This is a genomic window from Rubrivirga aquatilis (assembly GCF_046845665.1).
In the GTDB taxonomy this organism is placed as follows: domain Bacteria; phylum Bacteroidota; class Rhodothermia; order Rhodothermales; family Rubricoccaceae; genus Rubrivirga.
The window spans coordinates 1,537,860-1,560,954 of record NZ_CP177355.1; the positions used below are offsets into that span (position 1 = coordinate 1,537,860).

At 72.9% G+C, this 23,095-nt stretch carries 14 protein-coding genes; 5 read left to right on the top strand and 9 right to left on the bottom strand.

All coding sequences use genetic code 11. The features are described from left to right. Positions 1-79: 79 nt before the first annotated feature. Complete coding sequence (locus ACLII4_RS06690; RefSeq protein WP_412070123.1) at positions 80-871, bottom strand: CPBP family intramembrane glutamic endopeptidase; 792 nt, start codon at positions 869-871, stop codon at positions 80-82. A 101-nt stretch (positions 872-972) separates the two neighbouring features. Here ACLII4_RS06690 and ACLII4_RS06695 point away from each other — a divergent pair, with 101 nt between their 5' ends. Continuing rightward, entirely contained in the window at positions 973-2,772 is a 1,800-nt protein-coding gene (locus ACLII4_RS06695) for a glycoside hydrolase family 3 protein (protein WP_412070124.1), read from the top strand. A 49-nt stretch (positions 2,773-2,821) separates the two neighbouring features. On the opposite strand, the gene ACLII4_RS06700 is transcribed toward ACLII4_RS06695, so the two are convergent. Both ACLII4_RS06700 and ACLII4_RS06705 read right to left on the bottom strand, forming a co-directional pair. Further along, the gene (locus ACLII4_RS06700; protein ID WP_412070125.1) at positions 2,822-3,982 is read right to left on the bottom strand and encodes a quinone-dependent dihydroorotate dehydrogenase; all 1,161 of its coding nucleotides are present in this window, start codon (positions 3,980-3,982) and stop codon (positions 2,822-2,824) included. Between the two features lie 39 nt (positions 3,983-4,021). Beyond that, the gene (locus ACLII4_RS06705; RefSeq protein ID WP_412070126.1) at positions 4,022-7,258 is read right to left on the bottom strand and encodes a BamA/TamA family outer membrane protein; all 3,237 of its coding nucleotides are present in this window, start codon (positions 7,256-7,258) and stop codon (positions 4,022-4,024) included. 280 nt (positions 7,259-7,538) lie between these two features. On the opposite strand from ACLII4_RS06705, the gene mrdA reads away from it, so the two are divergent. After that, positions 7,539-9,428, top strand: coding sequence for a penicillin-binding protein 2 (gene mrdA / locus ACLII4_RS06710; protein WP_412070127.1), 1,890 nt, complete (start codon positions 7,539-7,541; stop codon positions 9,426-9,428). 95 nt (positions 9,429-9,523) lie between these two features. Continuing rightward, entirely contained in the window at positions 9,524-10,777 is a 1,254-nt protein-coding gene (gene rodA, locus ACLII4_RS06715) for a rod shape-determining protein RodA (protein ID WP_412070128.1), read from the top strand. A gap of 136 nt (positions 10,778-10,913) precedes the next feature. On the opposite strand, the gene ACLII4_RS06720 is transcribed toward rodA, so the two are convergent. Continuing rightward, complete coding sequence (locus ACLII4_RS06720; protein ID WP_412070129.1) at positions 10,914-11,321, bottom strand: hypothetical protein; 408 nt, start codon at positions 11,319-11,321, stop codon at positions 10,914-10,916. A gap of 48 nt (positions 11,322-11,369) precedes the next feature. Next, on the bottom strand, positions 11,370-12,173 hold the full coding sequence (locus ACLII4_RS06725) for a hypothetical protein (RefSeq protein ID WP_412070130.1): 804 nt from the start codon (positions 12,171-12,173) through the stop codon (positions 11,370-11,372). Positions 12,174-12,245: 72 nt separating this feature from the next. On the opposite strand from ACLII4_RS06725, the gene argS reads away from it, so the two are divergent. After that, complete coding sequence (gene argS, locus ACLII4_RS06730; RefSeq protein WP_412070131.1) at positions 12,246-14,030, top strand: arginine--tRNA ligase; 1,785 nt, start codon at positions 12,246-12,248, stop codon at positions 14,028-14,030. 176 nt (positions 14,031-14,206) lie between these two features. After that, positions 14,207-17,158 carry a xanthan lyase gene (locus tag ACLII4_RS06735; protein WP_412070132.1) on the top strand — a complete coding sequence of 984 codons (2,952 nt, stop codon included), beginning with the start codon at positions 14,207-14,209 and terminating at the stop codon, positions 17,156-17,158. A gap of 76 nt (positions 17,159-17,234) precedes the next feature. On the opposite strand, the gene ACLII4_RS06740 is transcribed toward ACLII4_RS06735, so the two are convergent. The 4 genes from ACLII4_RS06740 to ACLII4_RS06755 form a co-directional block, all read right to left on the bottom strand. Beyond that, positions 17,235-18,122, bottom strand: a complete 888-nt coding sequence (locus tag ACLII4_RS06740) for a GNAT family N-acetyltransferase (protein ID WP_412070133.1) — start codon at positions 18,120-18,122, stop codon at positions 17,235-17,237. After that, the gene (locus ACLII4_RS06745) at positions 18,119-20,230 is read right to left on the bottom strand and encodes an MFS transporter (RefSeq protein WP_412070134.1); all 2,112 of its coding nucleotides are present in this window, start codon (positions 20,228-20,230) and stop codon (positions 18,119-18,121) included. Before ACLII4_RS06745 ends, ACLII4_RS06740 begins: the two co-directional genes overlap by 4 nt. A gap of 156 nt (positions 20,231-20,386) precedes the next feature. After that, on the bottom strand, positions 20,387-21,979 hold the full coding sequence (locus ACLII4_RS06750; RefSeq protein ID WP_412070135.1) for a glycoside hydrolase family 10 protein: 1,593 nt from the start codon (positions 21,977-21,979) through the stop codon (positions 20,387-20,389). Positions 21,980-22,171: 192 nt separating this feature from the next. Beyond that, on the bottom strand, positions 22,172-23,071 hold the full coding sequence (locus ACLII4_RS06755; RefSeq protein ID WP_412070136.1) for a serine hydrolase: 900 nt from the start codon (positions 23,069-23,071) through the stop codon (positions 22,172-22,174). Positions 23,072-23,095 lie beyond the last annotated feature (24 nt).

Below are 23,095 nucleotides of genomic sequence, written 5' to 3' on the forward strand. Positions count from 1 at the left end.
GCAGTCCTGCTCACGCGTGAGGGGCACAACGGGAAGTCGGCGGAGCCAGCGTTTCGACCTGCGGACGGACGGCGCGAGGCTAGCCGCCGAACGCGGTCGCCAGCGCCTCCCAGCCGATCCCGCTGGCACCCGTCCGGTGGCGGAGCGTCGCGAAAAAGTCCAGCGCCAGCATCTGGGCGGCGTGGATGGGGACGGCGATCCAGAAGCTCCGGCAGCGCCACACGAGCGCGCCCAGCGCCAGCCCGCCCAGCACCGACAGGTACGCCTCGGCCGCCGGCTTCTGGGCGTGCAGGATGGCGAAGGGCACGGTCTGCATCACGATCGCCAGCGGCGCCCCGACGGCGGGGGCGGTGCCGAACAGCACGAACCCGCGCCACAGGTACTCCCAGCCGACCCAGTAGAACAGGAACAGCGCCTCGTAGGCCAAGAAGACGCGCCAGTCCTCCTTGGCTCCGAAATAGTGCGGGTACTGGGCCTGGAACGAGGCGCCGTCGGACAGGACCCAGGTGCCGATGACGACGAGGGGGAGGTACCCCAGCGCCAGCGCGGTCGCCAGCTTCCAGTCGCCGAGCCCGAGCCCGGCCTTCGACGCCGACCACCGGAAGCCGACGACAAGAATCAGCGCCGGGACGACGAAGCCGAGCACGCCCTGCATCCCGAACCACCACGCCCACGCGCCGAACGCGGGGTCCTCGAACCCGAAGGGGTTGCCGAGGGCGCCGGTGTAGAACCGCCGGTTGCCGATCTGGAGGTGGAGCAGCACCAGCAGCGTCGCCGCGATCAGCACAATCGCGGCGCGGCGGGCGTCGGGGGAGAGGCCGGAGACTGTGGCCCGCAAGCCTTGCCACTCGGCGCGGAGACGGTCTATCATCGGGTCGGGGGGCGACGGCGCCGGTCGGCGGGGAAGATACCCGGCCGCTCGGGGCGCGATGTCGGCGGTCCCCCCGTTCCCGCCCGCCCGTGACCCGTCCGATGCGCATCGCCCTGTCTCTCGTTCTTGCCGCCGGCGCTGCGCTGGTTGGCGCCGCCGGCTTCGGCACCCTCAATGCCCCCCCAGAAGCCACGCCCGCCGAGGTCCGCGCCGACAGCTTGGCGGATATCGCCGCCGCACGCTCCATTGAGGCGTCCCGCCAGGCCGTCGCCGACTCGCTGCTGGCGGCGTACGCTGGCTTCGAGGCGCCAGCGGGCGTGCCCGAGGCGGACGCCGTCGCGTGGGCCGAGGCGACGCTGGCCGGGATGACGCTGGAGCAGAAGGTGGCCCAGCTGTTCATTGTCGAGCTCGGCGCCGTCCGCGACGCCGACGGGCTGGCGCGGATGGGCGTCGGCGGGTTCCACATCCACCGCCGGACGGCGCCCCACGCGGTGCGGGCGTCGACGGCCCGGCTCGGTGGGCGCGCGCCCGTCCCGCCGTTCTTTACCGCCGACTACGAGTGGGGCGTCGGGCAGCCGTCGACCAACTTTACCGAGCTCCCGGCGGCGATGGCGTACGGCGCGGCCGACCGCGAGGAGCTGGCCGAGGTGGGCGGGGCCGTGACGGCGCTGGAGGCCCGGGCGATGGGCGTCAACGTGGTCTTCGCGCCGGTCGCGGACGTCAACAACAACCCGGCAAACCCGATCATCAACACGCGCTCGTTCGGCGAGGACCCCGCGCGCGTCGGCGAGCTGGCGGCGGCCTACGTCCGGGGTGCCCAGTCGCACGGCGTCCTCGCGACGCTCAAGCACTTCCCCGGCCACGGCGACACCGACACCGACACGCACGTCGCGTTCGCGGCCGTCGCGGGCGACTGGCCGAGCCTGTGGGGGACCGAGCTGGCGCCGTACCGCACGGCGCTCGCGGCCCGCCCGGGCTTCGTGATGTCGACGCACCTGTGGGCGCAGGCGCTCGATGCCGACCCGACGCCCGCCACGTTCAGCCGCGCTGCCCTCACCGACGTGCTCCGCGACAGCCTGGGCTACGACGGGATCGTGACGACGGACGCGATGAACATGGCGGCCGTGCGCGACCGCTACGGCCCGCGCGATCGGGCCGTGCTGCCCCTGCTGGCGGGCGCGGATGTCATCCTCAACGAGACCTCGCCGCGCCGGTCCATCGGCTACGTCGTCGAGGCCGTCCGTAGCGGCGACCTGCCCGCCTCCCGCGTCGACGCCTCGGCGCGCCGCGTGCTGCTGGCGAAGGCGCGGCTCGGGCTGCACGTCGCCCCCGCGCCGTCGCGCGAGCGCTTGCGGGCGATGCTCACCGAGGTCCGGGGCGCCGACTTCGCGGACGAGCTGGCGCGAGCGGCGGTAACCGTCGCCCGCCCGGGCGGTCTCCCCCTTCGCTCCTCCAACCGCGTCGCGCTCGTCCAACTCGCCAACTTCAACGCTGGCGGCCCGATGGCGCGGATCGAGCGCGACTTGGGCGCCGATGCCCGCGTCCGCGTCTCTGCGACTGGGGGCGGGCGCCAGCGGGCCGTCTCGGTGGCCGCTGGGGCGGACGTGGCGGTGCTGGCGGTCCATCTCCGGGTGGGGCAGGGAAGTGTGCCGCTGCTCACACCGGCCCAGCGCGGGGTCGTCGACGCGGTGGTCGCGACGGGCACGCCGGTCGTGCTGGTCGTGCTCGGGAATCCCTACGCCGCCGCGCTCGTGCCCGAGGCGGTGGGCGTGGTGGTCGCCTACGACGAGACGATGCGGACGGCCACGGCGGTGACCGAAGTGCTCCGCGGCCGGCACCGGGCGACCGGGCGGCTGCCAGTGACAGTGCCGGGGCTGGCGACGGGCCGAGTCGCGCGCTAAGGGCGGACCTCCTCGGTCCCCGTGCCTCGTTCCTAGCGAGCGCCGCGAGCTACTCCCCCGCGTCCAGCCCGACGGCGTCCGCGAGCGTCGCCAGCCCGTCGCGGTCCAGGCGCTCGACCAGCCCCCGGTGGATGCGTCCGATGAGGCCCGGCCCTTCGTAGACGAGCGCCGTGTAGAGCTGCACGAGCGAGGCGCCCGCCCGGACGCGCGCGTACGCCTCGTCCGCCGAGTCGATGCCGCCGACGCCGATGATGGGGACGGCGCCGTCGGTCGTCCGGTAGAGGTGCCGGGTGAGCGCGGCGGCGCGTTTCGCGAGGGGCCGACCGCTCAGCCCGCCCCGTCCAATCCGCTCGATCGCGCCCGCCTCGGTCGCCAGCCCGTCGCGGTCCGACGCCGTGTTGGAGGTGATGAACCCGTCGACGCCGTGGCGCAGGCAGATGGCCACCAGCTCGTCGACGGCGCCCGCGTCGACCCCGCTCGCGGGCGGCGGCGACAGCTTGACGAGGAGGGGGAGCGGCTGGCGGGAGAGGGACTCTGTCTCGAGTTCGACTTGGACCGCCGCCAGCAGGCCGTCGAGCGCCTCGGCCTCCTCGAAGGTCTTGCCTTCGGCCGTGTTCGGGCACGAGACGTTGAGCGCGAGGTAGTCGGCGTGCGGCGCGAGCGCTCGGACCGAGGCGCGGAAGTCGTCGATTCCCGCGTCGCCCAGGATGTCCGGGCTATGCGTCTTGGCCACGTTGACTCCGACCACGAAGCCGGGCGGGCGCGGCGTCGCCGCGAGCCGCGCCGCGACGGCGTCGGCGCCGTCGTTGTTGAGGCCCATCCGGTTGACGAGCGCGCGGTCGTCCGGGAGCCGGAACGCGCGGGGGCGCGAGTTGCCCACGGAGGCACACGCGCTCACCGACCCGACCTCGGCGCTCCCCAGCCCGAGCGCGGCCCAGAACCGGACCAGCTCGGCGTTCTTGTCGAACCCGGCCGCCAGCCCGACGGGCGAGGCGAAGCGCAAGCCCCAGACGGTCTGCGCCAGCCTCGGGTCGGCACGGGGGAAAAGGGCGCGGACGACGCCCGGCGCGCGCTGGCCGAGGCGGGCCGCTGTGACGCCGAGCCCGTGCGCGGACTCGGCCTCGAACCGGAACAGCAGCGGGCGGAGCAGGCGGTAGGGAAGGGGAATGGGATCGGGGGACTGGGAACGGGCAGAGCGCTTTGGACACACCCTCTGCCCGTTCCCTAGTTCCCCATACCCGTGCCCTGCCTACCAGCCCGGCGAGATGTTGAACCCGAACACGCCCTTGCCCCGCGCGAGGTCGCCGTCGGTGTCCCAGCGCGAGAACGGGAAGGCGTAGTACGGCTCGATGATGATGGCCCCGAGCAGGTTGACGCGCGCCGAGACGCCCGCCGAGAGGACCGGCTCCTGGTTCTTGAGCTCGCGGCCGTACGTCAACGTGACCTCCTGGCCGTCGGCCGTGACGCCCCGGAAGTAGGGCGACTGGCCCCACGCGATGCCCGCGTCCGCGAAGAAGACGAGCTCCGTGGGGAGGTACGGGAACGAGATCAGCCCGAGTTGGGGGACGCCCAAGAGGGGGAGCCGGACCTCGGCCGAGGCCACGCCGACGCGGTTGCCGAAGAGCGACGAGACGTAGTCGTCGAACTGTTCGTTCGTGTTGATGTCGAACGAGCGCGAGCTGTAGCCGCGGATCAGCTGGGGGTTGCCGATGAAGATGGGCGACAGCCGGCCCGAGCTGGCGTCGTCGCCGTAGCGCCCAAAGTGGAGCGCGCGGACCGCCAGCGTGACCGGCACGCGGCGCGGGAAGCCCGGCGGGCGCACAAACTGATAGTGCCGCGCGTCCGCCGTCACCGTCGCGAAGGTGAGCGAGCCCGCCGTGATGTCGGCGCCGACACGGTAGCGCGAGCCGCGGATGGGGGAGGTGAACCCGAAGAGCGAGGTGTCGCCGACGTAGGCGACGCCGCCCTGCCCGAGGTGGAGCGGGTCGAGGTTGGACTCGAGCTCGCGGCGCTCCAGCGCCAGCGCGCCGCCGTCGGTCAGGAAGAAGGCGTCGTACTCGAGGTCGTAGCCGAAGCGACGGTAGCCGACCTCGGCCTCGAACCGCTGGCTCTGGTTGAGCGGGTACGAGACCAGCCCGGTCGCCTGCGTGATGTACGTCCGGTAGTAGTAGCGCGTGAAGCCGGCGATGTCGACCTCGTCGGGCTCCTCCAGCGGCGGGCGGTCGTAGAAGACCTGGAGGTACGGGATGTGGCCCACGATCGCGCCGTACGTCAGGCGGTTGCCCCGGTTGAGGTAGAGCGCCTGCCCGCCGATGTCCTTGAGCGTGCCCTGGGCCGCGACGGCCACGCCCAATACGTTGTCGCTCAGCTGGTCCGAGAAGAGGAACGAGATGCCGCCGTTGATCCCGAAGCCCGAGCTGTAGTACGGGTCCGTGCCGACGCCGACGGTCGGCTGGCTGATGTAGTCGAGCGAGAGCTTCGAGGCGTAGCTCCTCGTCGGGAAGTCGGTCGCCTCGGGCAGCCCGCCGACGGCGTCGGCGATGTAGTTCTGGACGATGGACCGCTCGTAGGCGTCGCCCGGCGGCAGGATGGCCGCGCCCGCCGACCGCTCCTCCAGCAACGGAGACCCGACGGCGTCGGCAGCGAGCGTTTTGTAGACCGTGTAGCGCTGGCCCTCAAAGACGGAGTACGCCAGGTCGCCGGTGTTGGCGGCGACCGAGAGCGCCGGCGACAGGTCGGCGATGCCGGCCACGCCGGTCGCCAGCTCCGTCACCTGGAAGGTCTCGCCGCTCGCCACGTCGAGGCGGTAGACGTCGTTGAAGCCGGCGCGGTCGGAGATGAAGTACAAGCTGGCGCCGTCGGGGCTCCAGGCCGGGTTGATGTGCTTCGAGCCCGCGAACAGGTCGAGCGTCTCGATGGCCTCCGTCCGCGTGTCGTAGAGCGCGAGCCCCATCGGCGCGAAGGTGAGACGGACAAAGTCGGTGCCCGAGCCGCGGTCGGTCGAGAACGCGATCTGGGTGCCGTCGGGGCTCCACGCGGGCTGGAGGTCGGCAAAGCGGTCGTTGGTCAGCTGGCGGACCGTGCCCGTCGCGAGCTCGACGGTGTACAAGTCGGTGATGCCGCCCTTGACGCCGGCGAACGCGATCGTCGAGCCGTCGGGGCTCCACGAGGGGTCCTTGATGGCGCCGATGCCCTCGACGGCGATCCGCCGCGTGACGTCGCGGCGGTCGACGTCCAAGAGGGCGATCTCGTTGTCGCCGCCGGCGAAGACGACATACGCGAACTGGCGCCCGTCGGGGCTCCACGTGCCGGCGCTCTCGATGAATCGGAGCGCGTCGAGGTGCGGGTCGGTCGTGGCGGACTCCAGCTTGGCGACGACCTCGCCGGTCTCGGCGTCGGCCAGGAAGAGGTCGATGCCGAACAAGTCGAGCTCCGAGAGATAGGCCACGTAGCGGCCGTCGGGCGAGAGCTGGGGGGCGATGTTGATGGCGCCCGTCTCGCGCTCGCGCGCCAGCAGGCGCGTCGCGGTCAGGGCCGGGAGCGAGTCGGGGTAGGCCAAGAAGCGCGGGCGCTTGGGGCGCTTGTCGTCTTCGCGGGCCTGGGCGCGCTCGGCACGCTCCTCGGCGATGTCGGCGAGCTGTTCGTCGGTGCGCGGCGGGGCCGGGACCGACCGACCGGCGGCCGGGGGCACGAGCTGCTCTCGGAGCGCCGTCGCCCAGCGCTCCGAGAGCTCCTTCTCGGGGAGCCCGGTGACCGTCACGATCGCCGAGTCGAGCGGGCTCTCGAGCGCCGCGCGGAACATCTGGACGCCCGCCTGATCGCCGTACGTGCCCGCGACGAAGGCCCAGAACGGCTGGCCGTACTGGTACTCGTTGTAGGCGCCCGTCCGCTGCAGGTCGCCAATCGTCGGGAAGTCGTCGCGCAACAGCGCGTCGCGCATCCACATGGCTGTCAGCGCGTCCTCGCGGCCGACCGAGTAGTACTCGGCCATGCCCTCGATGACGAAGAGCGGGAGCCGGACGAACTGGGAGAACCGCCCGCTCCGCTGGGCGATGTCGTACTGGAACTGGTGGACGAGCTCGTGGCCGAGCACGTGGTCGGTCTCGGCGTACGTCCCCGCCATCGGCAGCACGACGCGCTGCCTCGCGCCCTCCGTCACGCCCTGTGTGCCCTCGCCGATGTTGGCGATGTTGGTCTGGCGAAAGTCGGCGTCGTCGGCGTAGAGCACGATCGACTTGCGCTCGTCGAACTCGTGGTCCAAGATGTTGGAGAGCCGGTCGTACCAGCGCTCGGCCATCCGCGCCACGTCGCGCGAGGCCTGCTCCATGCCCTCGTAGTAGTAGAGGTCGAAGTGCTCGGTCTCCAGGATGCGGAAGGCGAAGTCGTCGTAGCGGACCTTGTTGCGGCCGAAGTACTGGGCCTGGGCGGCCGGCGCGAGCGCGACGAGGGTCGCGGCGACGAGGAGGGCCGAGAGGAAGGAGCGCATGGGAGCGAGGGCAGGGGAAAGGGTGGCCGTTGCACCGGCGCGCGGAGTTACCCCAGGGCACGGCCATTGGCCCCGGTGCCGAACCGTCGGCAGTGGGCCGTCGTGAGAACCCGGGCGGGCCGGGTGTGTTCTCCGGCGGGGCGCCGATGGGGTGCGTTCCGAGGGCCGGGCCCGGTCGAGGTGCGAAGAACCCGCAGTCTGCACGAACCGGGGCGGGTCGCCGTTCGTACCGCCCCCCCGCCAGGGCCCTCCGTTTGGCCCCACCTCCCCCGGACCCGCTATGGCCACCGTTCTCGCTCAGACCGCTCGTGACGACGCGCGGCTCCGCTTCCGCGTCTTCAGCGCGTTCGTCATCGGGCTCATCGTCTTCCTGGGCGCGCGGTTGGTCCAGATGCAGATCGTCGATCGCGAGCAGTACACGACCGAGGCTGAGGGCAACGCCATCGAGACCAAGATCGTCCGCCCCGCGCGAGGCTACGTCTTCGACCGCAACGGCATCCTGCTCGTCGACAACGAGACGACCGTCAGCGTGACCGTCGCGCCGCGCTACTTCGACGAGGCGGATCTGCCGCTCGTCGCCGAGCTGGCGGGCAAGCCCCTCGAGGAGATCGCGGGCCGCTACGCCGAGATCACCGAGCGGTCGGCGTACCAGGAGGACGTGCTGCTCGAGAACGTCCCGTTCTGGACCTACGCCCGTCTTCAGGAGAACCAGTACCGCTTGCGCGGGATCAACTTCCGCGAGGACCAGCAGCGCCGCTACCGGGGCGGCGCCCGGCTCACGCACGCGCTCGGCTTCGTCAACGAGATCAACGGGCCGGAGCTGGAGCGGATGCGCGAGCAGGGTTACCGACTCGGCGACCGGATCGGCAAGTCCGGGCTGGAGGCTGAGTACGAGCCCGTGCTGCGCGGGCGCGTCGGGCGTGCGTTCGTGCTTAAGAACGTCCACGGCATGGAGGTCGAGGCGTACGAGGGCGGCGAGCAGGACGTCGCCCCGCAGTCCGGCGCCGCGCTGACGCTGGCGGTCGACGCGACCGTGCAGGCGCTCGCCGAGAGCCTGTTCGTCAACAAGCGCGGCGGGGCCGTGATGCTCGACGCCAAGACGGGCGGCATCATCTCGATGGTTTCCGCGCCCGACTACGACCTCGACATCTACCGCGACGGCTTTACGCAGGCCGAGGTCGACTTCCTGTACCGCAACCCCGAGCAGCCCGACTTCAACCGGGCCACGCAGACGGCGCTGCCGCCGGGCTCGACGTGGAAGCCGTTCATGGCGGCGTGGGCGCTCGAAGAGGGGATGATCGAGGCGGACACCGACCTGTACTGCGGCGGCGGCTACATGCTGGGCCGGTTCTTTCGGTGCCACGGCGGCACGCACGGCAACATCTCGGTCCGCCGCGCCATCCAGGTCTCGTGCAACACGTTCTTCTTCCGGCTGATGAACGACACGTTCGTCAACGACCGCCACCCCGAGGGCATCCGGATGGACCTCGACCGGTGGGGTATGTGGGCCAACCGCTTCGGCTTCGGCCAGCTCGCCCCGGTCGACTTCCCGAACCAGGGCACCGGGCTCATCCCGGACTCGGCGTACTACGACCGCGTCTTCCCGGCGGGCTGGGGCCCCGGCTACACCGTCAACCTCGGCATCGGCCAGGGCAACATGGGCGCCAGCCCGCTCCAACTGGCCCGCGCCACGGCCGCCATCGCGAATGGCGGCACGCTCGTCACGCCGCACCTGGTGATGGCCCAGACCGACCCGGCGACGGGCGAGACGCGTGTCCCCTCGCGCCGCCGCCCCCAGCAGATCCCCATCGAGCCGCGCAACTTGCAGGTCGTCCGCGAGGGCATGGAGCTGGTGGTCACCGCCGGCACCGCGCGCGTCGCCCAGATCCCGGCCTTCGGCGACTTCGCCGAGATCACCGTCGCCGGCAAGACCGGCACGGCCGAGAACCCGCGCGGCAAGGACCACGCCGTCTTTATCGCCTACGCCCCGGTCGACGACCCCCAGGTGGCCGTCGGCGTGATCGTCGAGAACGCCGGCTACGGCTCGACCACGGCAGCGCCCATCGCCAGCCTGATGATCGAGCAGTACTTCCGGGGCACGATCGCCTCGCCCAACCGCCAGGCCCGCATCGGCTTCGTCCGCGCCCAGCGCTCCGTCGGCCGGATTTAGGGAACGGGGCACGAGGGATGGGGAACGGGCAGAGAGTTGCCCACCTCGGTCCGCGCCTGCCCATTCCCAGTTCCCCTTTCCTCGTCCCCTGAATTATGCGTCCCTGGTACAAGAACCTCGACTGGGTGAGCCTCCTGCTGTGGGCCACGCTCGTCAGCATCGGGCTGATCGCGATCTACTCGGCCACGCACGGGCCCGCGCGCGAGTTCTTGCTGGAGTCCGTCCAGCAGAACTTCAACCGCCAGCTCCAGTGGTTCGGCATCTCGGCCGTCGTGATGGTGGTGATCCTGCTGCTGCCGGCGCGGTTCATCGTCAAGCTGGCGCCGGTCGCGTATGTGGTCTGCCTGGGGCTGTTGGGCGCGGCGCTGGTGTTCGGGCGCGAGGTCAACGGCGCCAAGAGCTGGCTCTACATCGGGCCCGTCGGCCTGCAGGTCGCCGAGATCGCCAAGGTCGGGACCGTCCTGGCTGTGACGGCGCTCCTCGCCCGCAAGGAGGCTCGGCGCGGCAGCATCCCGCACCTCATCGCGGCCGTCGTGCTGATCCTCGTCCCGACCGTCCTCGTCGTCATGCAGAATGACACGGGCACCGGCCTCGTCTTCCTGTTCCTGATCCCCGTGATGATGTTCTGGAGCGGGGCCGTCCCGCTGCCGTGGATGGCGCTGGCGGCCGCCGCGGCGGCGTCGGTCTACCTCGTCATCGTCAACCCTCTGTTCGCCGCCGTCTTCGTGGTGGCCGCGTCCGTCGGCATGCTGCTGTGGACGCGCTCGAAGGCGATGTCGGTGCTGCTGCTGGTCGGCGTGGGCGCGGTCGCGTTTACGGCGTGGTTCGGACTGTTCAAGGTGCTGGAGCCGCACCAGGTCGACCGCCTGGTGGCCTTTGACGACCCCGAGGCGTTCCGCTACGGGGCCGGCTTCCACGTTATCCAGTCGAAGGCGGCCATCGGGTCGGGCGGCGTCTTCGGGAAGGGGTTCACGAACGGCACGCAGACGCAGCTGGCATACATCCCCGAAAACTCGACCGACTTCATCTACTGCGTCATCGGCGAGGAATTTGGCTTCCTGGGCACGATGGCGGTGCTGCTCGTCTTTGGGTTCCTGCTGATACGGCTGGCCAGTCTGGGCGTCCAAGCCGGGTTCGCGCTGCCACGGTTGTTCATCGCCGGGGTCACAGGCATCTTCTTCGTCCACATCTTGATCAACGTCGGGATGACGATCGGGCTGATGCCAGTTATCGGCATCCCGCTGCCGTTCATCTCGTACGGCGGGTCGGCGTTGCTGGCGAACACGGCCATGCTGGCGATCGCCCTGAACCTCCACGCCAAGCGCGACCAGTTCGCGGTGTACTCGTAGCGGCTGGCGCCTATCTGGGGAACGGGGCAAAGGGAACCGGGAATGGGCAGAGGGTGCCGGCACGAGACCTCTGCCCGTTCCCCATTCCTGTAGCGCTGAGGGCACAGCGTCTCACCCCGCGACCTCGCCCCACGCGCTACCGGGCGCGCACGAACACCGTCCGTCGCCCGCGCGGGTCGACGATGTGGAGGCGGCGGCCGACGACCTGGACCTCCGCCTCGCCGGGCAGGTCGTTGAGGCGCAGCACGTGCTCGACCAGCACGCCCGTGAACAGCGCCGGGGCCCCGCGCCCCTGGCGACGGTCCGCCCCGCGCAAGATCACGTGGCCCGTCGGGTTGATCACCAGCACCGTCGACAGCGTCCCTTCGGCGAGGTCGGCCGTCGCCGCTCCATCACCGACGACCTCGACGGCAGTCCAGCGGCCGACGAGGGAGACGCCGTCGAGCCGGACGTCGCGGTCGGGCGCGACCTGGGCGCCGGCGGAGGCCGCCAACCCGATCAGCGTCGACGAAGTCAACAGGGCGAAGAGGGCGAGGCGGAGCATGGGCGTCGGGGGTGGCGGAGGCCGCGCCCGCTCGTGGGGCTCGCGCGCTCAGTCGGCGCCCAGGGTACGCACGGCCGACGTGTCGGGCCGCTGAACGGCCGGGCCGCCCGTCAGGCGGGCCAGGACGCCGCCGGGCCGGGCGAACGGCGCCACCGCCGCCAGCGGCACGCCGATGTGGAACGGGCGCGCGTCGACCGCCGATAGTTGACGGGGCAGGACGTGGACGACGATCGAGTCCGGCGCCAGCGTCCAGTCGACCCGGCCCGCACGCAGGGCGCCGAGCCCCTCGGCGTAGGTGGCCTCCGCCCCGATCCGCGCGATCACGGCGCGCTCGACGGCGCCGGAGAGCGTGTCGGCCCACGGCGTGCCCTCTGCGAACAGGTCTGCGGTGGCCACCGCGCGGCCCGTCGCGAGGTCGTAGGTGAGCGGCAGGAAGGCGGTGCTGGCCTCCGCGCCGCCGGTCAACACGGCGACCGCGATGAGCGCGCTGAACAGGTCGTCGGAGATCCACACGCGCTCGGGCCCGCCCGCCACCCTGACGGGGAACTCGGGCGGGCCCGCGAGGGCGGGGGGCGCCTCGGGGCGGAAGTCGTCGGCGAAGGCGGCCACGGTGTCCCGGATGGCGGCGTTGACGGCGCGCAACGCCGAGGCCATCGGGGGGCCGGACATCCCCCGGATCTGGGGGTAGCCGATGGCCACGGAGTGGCTCCGCTCGGGCTCGTGGCGCACCAGCGAGTCGATGCCGACCGAGAACGAGGGGCCGGACGACGGCGTCGGCGGGGCGGGCGGGGCCGGGGCGCCCGCGTCGGTGCACGCGGCGAGCACGAGGAGGGCGACGAGGGCGAGGCGCATGTGAACAGCGGGCGATGGCCGGGGACGTGCCTACGCGCCGGTTAGCTTGGCGGTCCACGCCTTTCGACGACTATGGAGGACACGCTCGCCGCCGCCGTCCGCGCCGCCCTCGGCCGCTTCCCGGACCTGCCCGCCGACTTCGACCCGGAGACGGTCGAGGTCGCCTTCGAGACCCCCAACGACCCGAGCCACGGGGACCTCGCGACGAACGTCGCGCTCCAACTCGCGCGGCCGCTCCGCCGCGCGCCGCGCGCCATCGCCGAGGGCATCGCCGAGCACATCGAACTGGACCCGGCGACCGTCGCGGCCGTCGAGATCGCCGGGCCGGGCTTCCTCAACATCCGCTTCGCCAGCGGCCACGTGCAGGCCGGGCTCGCGAGCATCCTGGCCGCTGGCTCGAGCTACGGCCGGACGGAGGCGCACGTGGGCGAGACAGCCCTCGTGGAGTACGTCTCCGCGAACCCCACCGGCCCGCTGACCGTCGGCCACGGCCGCAACGCCGTCCTCGGCGACACCGTGGCGACGCTGCTGGCGTGGACCGGCTACGACGTGCGCCGGGAGTATTACTTCAACGACGCCGGCCGCCAGATGCGCGTGCTCGGGCAAAGCGTCCGCGCCCGGTACGAGGCCATCGTCCGGCCCGATACGCCGACGAAGACGCTCGACGACGGGCTCGTCGTGCCCGAGGGCTTCCCCGACGACGGCTACCGGGGCGACTACATCACCGAGGTGGCGCAGGGGCTGGCGGACGACCACGGCGACGCGCTGCTCGACGCGGACGAGGGCTGGAACGCGGCGGCCGTCGCCGAGGGCCAGATCCACCCGACCGGCGACGTCGACGAGGCGGGGCTGGCGCCCTTCAAGGAGGCCGCCGAGGCCGCCGTCTTCGGGGACATCATGGCCGCGCTCCGCCGCCTGGGCGTCCGCATGGACTCCCGCTTCAACGAGCGGACGCTCTACGAGGGCGACCCGGGCCGCGTGTGGGAGGTCGTCGAGCAGCTCAAGGCCAAGGGCCTCGCCTACGAGAAAGACGGCGCCGTCTGGTTCAAGACCAGCGCGCTCGGCAAGACCGTCACGACGGACGGCGAGGAGGAGGGCAAGGACGTCGTCCTCGTCAAGTCGACCGGCGAGCCGACCTACCGGCTGCCCGACATCGCCTACCACCTCGACAAGCTCGACCGCGCCGACCTGGTGCTCGACGTGTTCGGCGCCGACCACATCGCCACGTACCCCGACGTGATCCGGGGCGTGCGCGTGCTCGCGGGCGACCACGCGGCCGAGCGGATCGACGTGGTCGTCTACCAGTTCGTGACGCTCGTCCGCGGCGGGCAGCCGGTCAAGATGAGCACCCGGAAGGCGGAGTACGTGACGCTCGACGACCTGATGGACGAGGTCGGTGCCGACGTGGTGCGGTTCTTCTTCCTGATGCGCGCGCCCGGCACGCACCTCGAGTTCGACCTCGACCTGGCCACGGAGGCCTCGGAGAAGAACCCCGTGTTCTACCTCCAGTACGCGCATGCCCGCATCGCGTCGATCGAGCGGAAGGCGGCCGAGACGGTGCCGGCTGGCGAGCCGGACCTGAGCCTGCTGACGCACGCCAGCGAGGAGGCGCTCGTCAAGACGCTGCTGCTGTTCCCCGACGAGATCCGCCAGGCGGCGGAGGCGCGCGCGCCGCACCGGCTGGCGACGTTCCTGCGCGAGGTGGCCACGGCGTTCAACGCCTTCTACCGCGACTGCCGGATCGTCGGCGAGCCCGACGACCTGGCCACGGCCCGGCTGGCGCTGGCGCGAGCCTCGCGGACGGTGATCGGCAACGGGCTGACGGTGCTCGGCATCTCGGCGCCGGAGTCGATGTAGGGCCCTCACGGGGCTCGCGGGACTGTGGATGAGGAGCGGGGCAGAGGACGCCCGTGGGAGGCTCGCGCCAGCGGGGCCCCTCCTCTCCCTTTCTTAGGGGAGAGAGAACGACGTGGGGGAGGGGGCGAACGGAGCGGGGCGCGGGGCGTACCGGGCCGACCCTCCCCCCCGCGCCGATGACCGTCCGCCTCGCCCTGCTCGCTGCCGTCTTTGTCGCCGGGTGTGGCACGTCGGGGCCCGCCGTCGAGCCCGAGCCGCCGATGCCGCCGGAGCTGCCGCCGCGCGTGGAGGTCGTCGAGACGGCGGCGCGGACGGCGGAGGCGCGAACGGGCGTCGTGGCTGCGCTGGCGGGCTGTCGGTCGGGGGCCTGCGGGATCCCGGTGGGGAGCGGCGTCGAGGTCGAGAGCGTGGCCGTCGAGCGCGACACGGTCGTCGTGCGGTTGTCGCGCGACCTGGGGGACGCGCCGGTGCGCACCGCCAGCGCGGCGGCGTTCGACCGCGCGATCGCGCGGTCGGTCCGGCGGGCGTACCCCGGCGTCCCGGTCCGCGTCGAGACGCGGGGCGATGCGCTGGCGGCGCTCATCCCGAATGCCGAGCGGGCGCCCGCCGCGCGCGACGCGAGCCGCCGTTTCGCCCCGCCCGTCACGGGCCCGCCGCTCACCCGCCCGGACGCGGCCCTGCCAGCGGCCGGGCTCGCCGGACGGCACGTCGCGCTGTGGCCCAGCCACGGCTGGCTCTACAACGCCACCTCGAATGCCTGGGGCTGGCAGCGCCCGCGCCTCTTCACGACCGTCGAGGACCTGCTGACGGTCGGCTTCGTGACGCGCGAGCTGGCGCCGATGATGGAGCGCGCCGGCGCCGTGACGCTGCTCCCGCGCGAGCGGGACCCGCAGCCTGCCGAGGTGATCGTGGACGACGGTGCGCCGGGCTATGCGGAAGCCGGCCGGTGGGTCGACGGCCCGGCCGGGTTCGGCGCGCGCGCGCAGTACGGCGACGGTGTCCTTCCCTTCCGCGCGGGCCGCTCGCGTGCCGCCCTCGGGGGCTCCGCCGCCAGCCACGCCGCGACGTGGACGCCGGACCTCCCGCACGCGGGCCCCTACGCCGTCCATGTCAGCTACGCCGCCGGGCCCGACCGTTCCGAAGCGGCGCGCTACCGCGTCTCCCACGCGGGCGGGGCGACCGACGTGCTCGTCAACCAGACCATGGGCGCCGGGACATGGGTCTACCTCGGCACGTTCGAGTTCGAGGCCGGGCTGGCGGGATCCGTCACGCTGACGGCCGAGACTCCGGGAGAGACCGTCTCCGCCGACGCCGTCCGCTTCGGGGGCGGGCTGGGCATCGTGGCGCGCGAGGGTCAGACGAGCGGGCGCCCCCGCTGGCTGGAGGCGGCCCGCTACTACGAGCAGTTTGCCGGGGCCCCCCCGAGCGTCTACAACATCACCGGCGCGCCGGACGACGACTACACCGACGACTACCGCAGCCGCGCCGAGTGGGCGAACTGGCTTCGAGGCGCGCCCTTCGGCCCCACCGACGACCGCGACAACCCGGGGCTCGGCATCCCCGTGGACCTGGTGCTCGCGTGGCACACCGACGCAGGCATCAGCCGCGACGGGCTCATCGGCACGCTCGCGATCTACAACGTGCCCGGGATGGACTCGACGCGTGTCTTCCCCAACGGCGTGTCTCGCCTCGCGAATCGGGACCTTGCCGACGGCGTGCAGACGAGCGTCGTGAACGACTTGGGGGCGCTCTACAGCGACGACTGGCCGCGACGCCCGCTGTGGGACCGCGCGTACTCGGAGGCGACGCGCCCGACGGTCCCGTCGCTGCTGCTGGAGCTGCTCTCACACCAGAACTTCCGCGACATGCGACACGCGCTCGACCCGCGCTTCCGGTTCGACGCGGCGCGCGCGGTCTACAAAGGGGTGGGGCGCTTCCTCGCCGAGCAGCGAGGCGCGACGTTCGTCCCCCAGCCCCTCCGACCGACCCATGTCTACGCCCTCCTCGACGGCGACCGCGCCGTGCTCGGTTGGCGCCCGCAGGCGGACCCGCTCGAGCCGGACGCGCTCCCGGATGCCTACGTCGTCTACACGCGCGACGGCGAACGCGGGTGGGACGAGGGGACGCGCGTCGAGGGCACGAGCGCCCGCCTGCCCGCCCCGCCGGTCGGCGTGGTGCGGAGCTACCGCGTGGCCGGGGTGAACGCGGGCGGGGAAGGGCGGCCCTCGGAAGCGCTGGCGGTGGGACGTGGGGCTGCCAGCACGGGCCACGTGCTGATCGTCGACGGCTTTGACCGCGTCGCTGGGCCCGAGACCGTGGACCGCCGCGACCGCGCCGGCTTCGTAGATCCGGTGGGGGTCCCCGAGGGGCTGGGTGTCGTCGCGGTGGGCGCGCAGCGCGTCTTCGACCCTTCGGCGGAGTACGCGTCGGACGCCTCGCCGGGGTGGGGCGCCAGCGGGGGCGAGCTGGAGGGCCGGGCGATCCGGGGCAACGACCGCGACCACGCCGCGGCGCATGGCCGCGCGCTCCTGCTGGCGGGCCGCTCCTTTGCGTCGGCCTCCGACGAGGCCGTCGCCAGCGGGGCCGTCGCGCTCCCGGGCTTCGCCGCCGTCGACCTGGCACTGGGACTCGAAAAGCGGACGCCGTGGCCCGATCCGGACGACGAGCGCGCGCCCGCGTTCGAGGCGCTGCCCGGCGCCCTGCGCGCCCGCCTCGGCGCGTACCTCGACGGCGGCGGCGCGCTCGTCGTGTCGGGCGCGCACTGGGCGAGCGACGCGGCGGGCGACCCGGCCTCGGCGGCCTGGGTCCGCAACCGCCTGGGCGTCGAGGCCGCCGGCGTGGCGACCCCCGGCGAGGCGCCGGCGACGCGCGCTCTCGCGATGGAGGGCACGCTGGTCCCATTCGTGACGGAGTACGGGCCCGACCACACGGCCGTCCGCGCGTCCGACGTGCTGGCGCCCGGCGCCGGCGCCCGGACGGTCCGGTTCTACGGCGACTACGCGCGGCCCGCCGCCGTCGCGTTCGGCCGGACGGTCAGCTACGCGGTCCCCTTCGAGGCCGTCGCCGACGACGACCTGCGCGCGGCGCTGATGGTCCACGCCCTCGGGCTGGCGGAGGGCGGCCAGTAGACGCGGACCGCTCGGGAGGGGCGCCTCGCGGTCCGCCCCTACGATGGCCGAGGCGTCAGTCGTTTGCTGAGACCGGTTATCCGAGCGCCTTCGCCAGCCGCCGGTACCGTCGGGCCACGCTCGCGCCGACCGCCGATTCATAAAATGGGAGCGCGGCGGCCCAGCCGATGACGACCTGCGGGCGCCCGTCGTCGCGCAGGTCCCGCAAGCAGCGGCGCAGCAAGACGGCGCCGATGCCGAGCCCGCGCGCCTCGGGCGCCGTCCCCATCGGGCCGAAGCGCCCGCGCGCCAGCGGGGTGACGCTGTGGGCGGCGAACCCGAGCACGCGGGCGTCCCTCACGGCGACGTGGAGCGGGGGCGGGTCTTGGGCCAGCGCCCGGTCGGCCTCGGCCTGCCACGCGGGCCAGTGCGCGTCCAAGAGCGCCGTCAGCCCGGCGCGGTCGGCCTCGCTGGCGCGGTGGACGGCGACGCCCGCCGCCGCCAGCCGCGTCTCGTCGTCGGCCGTGCCGAGCGGCTGGTCGAGGTCGGCGGCGAGGTCCACGGACTCGGCGAATGGGACGTAGCCGCGCGAGTCCACAAACGCGAGCGCATCCGTGGCGCGCGCGTCGACGCCGGGCGTGAGGTAGACCGGGGCGCCCTCGACGAGCCGCGCCTCGGCCGCGCCCCGCTGGCGCAGGTCGGTTTCGACGCCCGCCAGCAGCGCCGTGCCGACACCCTGTCGCCGCGCGTCGCGTGCCACGAGCACGGCGCGGACGCTGCCCCGGACCTCGTCGGCAACGGGCCACAGCGCGCCCGCCCCCAGCCCGACGAGCCGGCCGTCGGACTCGGCCGCGAGTGCGTTTGCGCCGTCGCCCCAGAGCAGGTCCGCGAGCGCGTCCGGCGCCAGTGGGTCGAGCGGGGCGCCGGACGCCCAGAGTGCGTGCGCGGCGCCCAGGTCGTCGGGCCGGAGCGGGCGGACGGTCACGCGGCCGCCGGCTCTTCCTTCTTCTGGCCGAATGTCGGGTCGATCTTGATCCGGGCGGTCACCAGGAAGCTCGGGATCGTCGCGATCAAGACCCAGAGGAAGAAGCTCTGGTAGCCGATGATGTCCTCGAGCCAGCCCGAGAACATGCCCGGGATCATCATGCCGAGCGCCATGAGGCCCGTGCCGATCGCGTAGTGCGCCGTCTTGTGCTCGCCGTCGGCCACGTAGATGAGGACGAGGAGGAAGGCCGCGAACCCGAAGCCGTAGCCGAACTGCTCCAGCGCGATCGCCGCGTTGATGACCAAGAAGTTGTCGGGCCGGACGACGGCCAGGAACAGGTAGACGGCGTTCGGGAGGTTGATCGCGAGGACCATCGGCCAGAGCCACTTCCCGATCCCGTCGCGCGCGGCCAGGATCCCGCCGAGCACGCCGCCGATCGTCAGGCACAGCGCGCCGACCGTGCCGTAGACGAACCCGACCTCGCCGGTCGTCAGCGCCAGCCCGCCGGCCTCCACGGAGTCGAGCAGGAACGGCGCCGCCAGCTTGACGAGCTGGGCCTCGGCAAAGCGGTAGAACAGCACGAACGCGACCGCGATGCCGACCTCGGGCTTCTTGAAGAACGACGTGATGGTCTCGGCGAACGGGCTCCCCGAGAACGGGAGCGCCCGGAACATGCGGCCCCACGGCCCGGTCGTGCGCGGCGCGACGAGCCCGGCGATCATCATCGGGATCAGCAGGACGAGCAGCGTCGGGATAAAGAGCGCCAGGAAGGCGAGGTACTGCAGGATGCCGCTGCCGCCGCCCGCGCCGTCGGCGTTCGGCACGTCGACCGCCGGGCGGGGGAGGGCGACGGTGTGCCACGCCATGATGAGCAGGAACACGCCCGCGAGCACGAAGAATGTGATCGACCACGCGAGCGGGATGTTGCCGGACGTCGCCCGGAACGTCGCCGCGGTCGGCGCATCGAGGCTCCGGTCGAGCTGGACGACGGCCAGGAACGGGCGGTCCCAGTTGGCCTCGTTGAACGTGAACCGCTGGCCGCCCTCGACCAGCTTCAGGCTCTGGTCGCCGTCCTCGATCCCGAGGTTGACGGCGACCTCCTCGCCGGCCGGCGGCGGGCCCGACAGCCGGAACGCGACCACGCCCACGTTCCCGGCCACGTCGGAGGCGGCCTCGCGCTCGGTCCCGAAGGCCGCCTCCAGCGCGGCGCCGAGCGGGCCCGAGATCGTGCGCCCGAACCACGACGGCCCGTCGTCGCTGGCGGCGGGCCCCTCGTCGACGGGGTAGAACCCGGCGGCGGTGTTGGCCTCGCGCGCCTGGGCGATGAGCGCGGCCGTCTCGTCCGTGGGCCGGAGCGCGAGCGGGATCGCGAGGTCGTCGGCCGAGGCGGAGAGCGTCAGGTCGCCGCGCTCGGCGTCCGCGCCCGACGTCCGGTCGGTCGCCGCGAGGGGCAGCTCCGTGGCTTGCGCCAGCGAGTCGCCGGCGCCGGCCGGCACGGCGCGGACCTCGACGTCGACGGCGCCCAGCCCGGTCGAGCTTTCGAGCGCGCCCGCCAGCATCGGGACCAGACCTGAGACGGCGATGATGGCGGCCCGGTAAAAGGTGCTCCGGATGCCGACGTACCACGCCTGGTCGTGCTCGTCGAGCGCCAGCATGTAAAAGCCGTCGGCCGCGATGTCGTGCGTGGCCGAGGCGAACGCGAGCAGCCAGAAGAACGCGAGCGTGCCCTGCACCCAGGCCGCCGTGGGCAGCGTGAACGCGACGCCCGCCAGCCCGCCGCCGATCAGCACCTGGGTCGCCAGGATCCACAGCCGCTTGGTTTTGAGCACGTCGACGAGCGGGCTCCAGAACGGCTTGATGACCCACGGCAGGTACAGCCAGCTCGTGTACAGCGCGATGTCGGTGTTCGTCATCCCCATCCGCTTGTACAGGATGACCGCCAGCGCCATCACGGCCATGTACGGCAGCGCCTCGGCGAAGTACAGCGACGGCACCCACCGCCACGGGCTGCGCTGGTCCGGCGCGCCGGCCGTGTCGAGCCCGACGCGTGGGTCGCCGTCGGTGACAGTCGTGGCGGCGGAGGCGTCGGGGAGCGGGGCGTCGTCCATGCGAGGGCGGGGGGAGAGGACCGATGGTACGGACGGGCCGCCCGCAGGCTCAACCGGGTCACAGCGCGCGCGCTTGGGGGGAGGCTCGCGCCAGCAGGCAGGACGTGTGGGGGGCAAGAAAACGGCCCCCTCCTGGACGGGAGGGGCGCCGTCGCGCTACTCGACGGCCACCACGCGCGCGGGGCCTTCGACGCCCGACGGCCCGATCGCCGACACGGCCACGTCCGTCACTGGCAGGCTCCCGGCCGGCAGCACCAGCGTCCCGTCGTCGGCCGACACCACGCGCCACGTCCACGCGCCACCACGGCGCTCACGGACGATGTACCGGCGGACGGCGCCCGCTCCGCCCGGCTCGGCGATCACGTCGACCGCCCGGCCGCGAGCGACCACCGCCACGCGAGGCGCGTCCGGGGCGCGGGCGTCGAGCCACGGCGACGCAGGCACGAGCGCGGGCTCGGCGTAGGGGCCGGTCGCCAGCCGGTCGCCGAGCGCGCGGCCCTCGAACATCGCCTTCATCGAGAAGTGGACCGTGCCGGTCGCTCCGGGGGTCTGGCGGGCGAGCGCCACCTGGTCGACGATCTCCCGAGGGGTGTAGCCGCCCACGTCGGGCAGCGTCCGGCTGTCGTACAGGCCCGGCCACAGGTGCCGCCCGCTGGCGTTCTCCGAGGCCCACCAGTCGAGCAGCGCCGGGAAGCTCTGGCCCGGGCTGTCGATGGCCCAGTAGAGCTGGGGCGCGAGGTAGTCCAGCCAGCCCTCGCGCCACCACTTGCGGGCGTCGGCGTAGATCTCGGCGTACTGGTCGAAGCCCGTCACCGACGCCGGGTAGCCGGGGCGCCAGATGCCGAACGGGCTGATCCCGACGAGCACGTGCGGCTTCTCGGCCTTGACCTCACGGTAGAGCCGCTCGATGAAGCGGTCCACGTTCTGGCGGCGCCAGTCGTCGCGGCCGAGGGTTTCGCCCGCCGCTTGTGCGCGAGCGTAGCTGTCGGCGTCGGGGAACTGGACGCGCCGCCCGCGCAGGTTCACCGGGTACGGGTAGAAGTAGTCGTCGAGGTGGATCCCGTCGATGGCGTAGCGCCGGACGATGTCGAGGATCACGTCGATCGAGTGGTCGGCCGCGTCGGGCTCACCGGGGTCGAGCCACACGTTGTCGCCGTAGCGGCGGACGAGGTCGGGGCGCTGACGTGCGATGTGGGTGATGTCGTGTGGCCCCGGGCCGGAGGGGTGGCCGGCGCGGTACGGGTTCACCCAGGCGTGCAGCTCCAGCCCGCGTGCGTGCGCCTCGTCGATGGCGAACTGAAGGGGGTCATACCACGGGCTCGGCGCGCGGCCTTCCTGGCCGGTGAGGTAGCGCGACCACGGCTCCTTGGGCGAGAAGTAGAGGGCGTCGGCGGCGGGCCGCACCTGGAGCACGATCGCGTTGAGCCCGACGGCGACGGCCCGGTCGAGCAGCGACACCAACTCGGCCTGCTGCTGCGCCGTCGTCAGGGTGGACACGCTCGGCCAGTCGATGTTGGCGACCGTCGCGACCCACGCGCCTCGGAATTCGCGCATCGGGCCGGGCAGCGTGCTCGCGTCGACGATCTCGCCCCGCTCCATCGGGTCGACCGGCGGCGGGGCTGGGGGGGCGGGTGGCGCGGGCGGCGTCACGACGGCGGGCGGGGCCGGCGCGGGCGGCGGGGCGGCGGGCGGGCCGGCGCACGCGGCGACCGCGAGGAGGAGCAGAAGGGGGAGACGACGGACGGGCACGAGCACGAGGAGAGGGGCGGGGAGTCTACGCGCATCGGCTACCGTCGCTCCCGCCTGCGCGAGCGTTGGTCTCGTGAATCCCCGTGTTCGGAACGGGGCACGCCACCGGCGCGCCCCCACGGGAGGAGCCCGGAGTGTGCGTCCTGGGCCCGGCGAACGGGTGTGAGAAAATGTCGGCGCCGGCCCGCGCCGCTACCGCGCCAGTACCGCGTGGACGGCCGCCGTGATCTCGGCCCCCAACCGCGCCGACCGTTCGCGGTCCGCGACCCCCTCCGTCAGGATCACCAGCACGTACGGCTCGCCGCCGCGCGGGTACACGACCGCGGCGTCGTGGTGGACCTCGGTGATCCAGCCCGTCTTGTGCGCGACGCGCGTGCCGTCCGGCAGCCCGGCGGGGATCATCTCGTTGAACGCCTGGTCGTCGAGGACGTCCCGCATCTCGGCGTCCGCCTCAGCCGACACCGCCCGGCCGTCGCGAAGCGCCGCCAGCAGGGTCGCCAGCGCGTCGGCCGTGGTCCGGTTGCTGAGGCCGGCCTCGAAGGCCTTCAGGTCCTCGACGCCCCGGAGCACCCGCATCCCCGATGCCCCCAGCCGGTCGACGGTCGCCTGGACCGAGTCGGCCGTGACGAGCCCGATCAGCAGATTCGTCGCGAGGTTCGACGACGTCGTGATCGCGCGGTCGACCAGGTTGCGGAGCGGCAGCGTCTGGCCCAGCGTCTCGTAGAGCGCGTCGTCGGTGTCGTCCTCGATGGCGTACTCCGAGCCGTCGACGATGGACCGGAACCGGTTCTCAACCCGGACCGGGTCGTCCCAGGCGCGGCGCCCGGCAGCCACCTGGCGGAAGGCCTCGATCATCACCGGCACCTTCATCGTCGAGGCCGCGTGGAACGGACGGTCGCCGAGCCGCGCGTATCGCGTTTCGTCGTCGCCGCCGCCCTGGCGTACGGCCACGGCGACGGTCGCCTCGGGGTAGCGGGCGACGATGGCCTCGACGGCTTCCACGAGTGGTTGGGCAGGAGGGGCGGGCACGGCAGCAGGGCCCGCGCAACCAGCGGCGGCGACGAGCAGGGCGAGGGCGAGGGAGTGGCGCATGGTGTCCACGTTACTCCCGTCCGC

What these genes read in the sequence shown, in the direction of transcription:
- ACLII4_RS06690 (WP_412070123.1), bottom strand. Translation starts at nt 871, where the DNA reads ATGATAGACCGTCTCCGCGCCGAGTGGCAAGGCTTGCGGGCCACAGTC.
- ACLII4_RS06695 (WP_412070124.1), top strand. Translation starts at nt 973, where the DNA reads ATGCGCATCGCCCTGTCTCTCGTTCTTGCCGCCGGCGCTGCGCTGGTT.
- ACLII4_RS06705 (WP_412070126.1), bottom strand. Translation starts at nt 7,258, where the DNA reads ATGCGCTCCTTCCTCTCGGCCCTCCTCGTCGCCGCGACCCTCGTCGCG.
- mrdA (WP_412070127.1), top strand. Translation starts at nt 7,539, where the DNA reads ATGGCCACCGTTCTCGCTCAGACCGCTCGTGACGACGCGCGGCTCCGC.
- rodA (WP_412070128.1), top strand. Translation starts at nt 9,524, where the DNA reads ATGCGTCCCTGGTACAAGAACCTCGACTGGGTGAGCCTCCTGCTGTGG.
- ACLII4_RS06720 (WP_412070129.1), bottom strand. Translation starts at nt 11,321, where the DNA reads ATGCTCCGCCTCGCCCTCTTCGCCCTGTTGACTTCGTCGACGCTGATC.
- ACLII4_RS06725 (WP_412070130.1), bottom strand. Translation starts at nt 12,173, where the DNA reads ATGCGCCTCGCCCTCGTCGCCCTCCTCGTGCTCGCCGCGTGCACCGAC.
- argS (WP_412070131.1), top strand. Translation starts at nt 12,246, where the DNA reads ATGGAGGACACGCTCGCCGCCGCCGTCCGCGCCGCCCTCGGCCGCTTC.
- ACLII4_RS06735 (WP_412070132.1), top strand. Translation starts at nt 14,207, where the DNA reads ATGACCGTCCGCCTCGCCCTGCTCGCTGCCGTCTTTGTCGCCGGGTGT.
- ACLII4_RS06745 (WP_412070134.1), bottom strand. Translation starts at nt 20,230, where the DNA reads ATGGACGACGCCCCGCTCCCCGACGCCTCCGCCGCCACGACTGTCACC.
- ACLII4_RS06755 (WP_412070136.1), bottom strand. Translation starts at nt 23,071, where the DNA reads ATGCGCCACTCCCTCGCCCTCGCCCTGCTCGTCGCCGCCGCTGGTTGC.